General features: G+C 36.0%; 3 protein-coding genes. All 3 read right to left on the bottom strand.

The window, feature by feature from the left end:
* The coding region (locus BLO51_RS30010) for a hypothetical protein (protein WP_217266815.1) at positions 1 to 206 on the bottom strand (206 nt) is incomplete at its 3' end.
* Between the two features lie 221 nt (positions 207 to 427).
* Positions 428 to 1,036 (bottom strand): pentapeptide repeat-containing protein, encoded by a 609-nt coding sequence (locus tag BLO51_RS28235; RefSeq protein ID WP_090677471.1) that lies wholly within the window; start codon positions 1,034 to 1,036, stop codon positions 428 to 430.
* Entirely contained in the window at positions 1,037 to 1,867 is an 831-nt protein-coding gene (locus BLO51_RS28230; RefSeq protein ID WP_245719877.1) for a hypothetical protein, read from the bottom strand.
* Between the last annotated feature and the right edge of the window lie 171 nt (positions 1,868 to 2,038).

Below are 2,038 nucleotides of genomic sequence, written 5' to 3'. Positions count from 1 at the left end.
ACTTTCTCGAAACTTTTTGAGCTTTGCTTTTTTGGCTTCTGCCATGATTTTGTTGAAGTAGTTCCACTATCATGAGTTTTCAGACACGCCCTAATAAACTCTGTTACTAGGATCGCATATGAAGGTTTATCCATGCCATTACTTTCCCAGTTAAGGTTTTTTATTCTTTCTCTGGCTTGTTCAAAGTTAGAATTCAATTTTCCCACCTCAAATTTTGGCTCAAAACCGAAATCACTGCTTGACCCCTTCCAACAAAAATGCGAGGCATACAGATACCAGTAAAATCAAGCATTAAGATTGTATAACTGAACGCTCAACTTGCCATATTGTCTGTCAAGCACTGATTATGGCGTAGAGCCCGAATTTGTTAGCATTTTAGGGATGCAAAACTTTTGACTGGCCAGTATATCATCTAAAATACGTTAAATTACAACTCAGTTTGGATCATTTCTAGCACTCCTTCATCAAACCTAGCCCCAATAATATTTGCACCTGCCCAAATTACATCATCCAATTTTGCATTAATAAAATTCACTCCTTCGAAATTTCCATTAGCAAGATTTGCACCACTAAGATCGACATCTCTAAAAGATGCATGCTTTGCATTGACACCTGATAGATTTGCATTTCGAAATGTACTACCATTAAAAATGGTGTCATACAAGTCTCCATTTGTTAAATCAACCTGATCAAAACATGCCCTGTCGCAAAAACTGATTTTAATTTTAGCAAATCTCATGGTTGATTTATTGAAGTTTGCATCCTTAAAATAACAATCTGCAATATCAACATTTTCCAAATTACAGTTTCTAAAGTCAGCGGAATTAAAGTTACAATCACGAAAAGACGCTCTGATAATGGAAGATGCCCTTAATTTAACACCAATAGCTGTCATTCGATCAGCCATGACTTCAGAAAGATCTGAAAAAGCAAGATCTATACCAGAAATATCCATTGATTCAATTATTTCTTTTTTATATATAGAGGATGCTAATTTGGAAAGTATTTCTTCTCTTTCGCTTCTTTGATTAGCCATTCACTCCCCCCCTTGTCTCAGTATTTGTAAATTTTTTAAATATCTTTCCCATGCTATATTTGGATTAAATGAAACTGATCTTTTACTTTTACTAAAGTTGGGTATAGCGAATACTTCATACTGTTCCATATACTCCATTACACAAATCCAGCGATCAAGTAATTCATTAGCATCTGCCTCCCAAGGCTTATCTACAAGATCAATTCGAATACCTCCCCAATCCATTTCTGTCACGTTGGCAGGGATATTTATGAATATCTCTTTATTAAATAAATCAAGTATATCTCCGCTAAAATAAGTTCGAGTTCCCATTCCCAGCGGACCACACGGCCCGAAGGTAACCGGAGCAGGTTGAGAGCAAAAATTCATCCATTTATGTAAACGATCACGTTCAGTTTGCCACGGTGTAGAAACTGGCCAAAAGCCATGAGTAATTCCGTACCGTGGCTTAATAATACTCGCAATATTTTCTGATAGTTCATAAATTTCAGACCAAAGTTCTTTGGGTATGTTTTTAAAATCAAAACCAAAATAAGCTCTAAAATTTGAAATTAGATCGAAGCTTCCCGAATACTCTATTGATTGTGCTCGCTGAAGGTATAACTCTGAAAACCTTGGTTGTTGCAAAATCATCCTTTCCTTAATCTCATCACGGTCATAGTCAACTTTTACCATTTCACTATTTCCCCATGAAGTTGGTTTAAAATGATCCTTTGTTTCGAAAATATTTAATATACTATTTATTACATCTATATCTTCTAAATCAACACTTGGAAACATGGAAATGCCAAAAATTTTAGGAAATACACTCATAGTTTCAAATACCCCCAACTCAATTTATAGCTTCTCCCAATAACCTTCTCCAGTCTCTCTATCAACTACCCATTTATGAGTTACTTTACCACTACTGGACAGTGAAAAGTTCTCATATAGGAATAGCTAAGGAGAGTCTTCAACACGACTTGGTCAGCTCTCCTTTCGCCCTCCTTCGCACCGTACGTG

The sequence above is a fragment of the Paenibacillus tianmuensis genome (assembly GCF_900100345.1).
GTDB lineage: Bacteria > Bacillota > Bacilli > Paenibacillales > NBRC-103111 > Paenibacillus_G > Paenibacillus_G tianmuensis.
Note: the sequence above shows the minus strand (reverse complement) of the source record. Positions and strands in the feature narration are given on the sequence as shown.

Excerpts from the sequence above, each read along its gene's own strand:
- BLO51_RS28235 (WP_090677471.1), bottom strand. The coding sequence starts at position 1,036 with ATGGCTAATCAAAGAAGCGAAAGAGAAGAAATACTTTCCAAATTAGCA.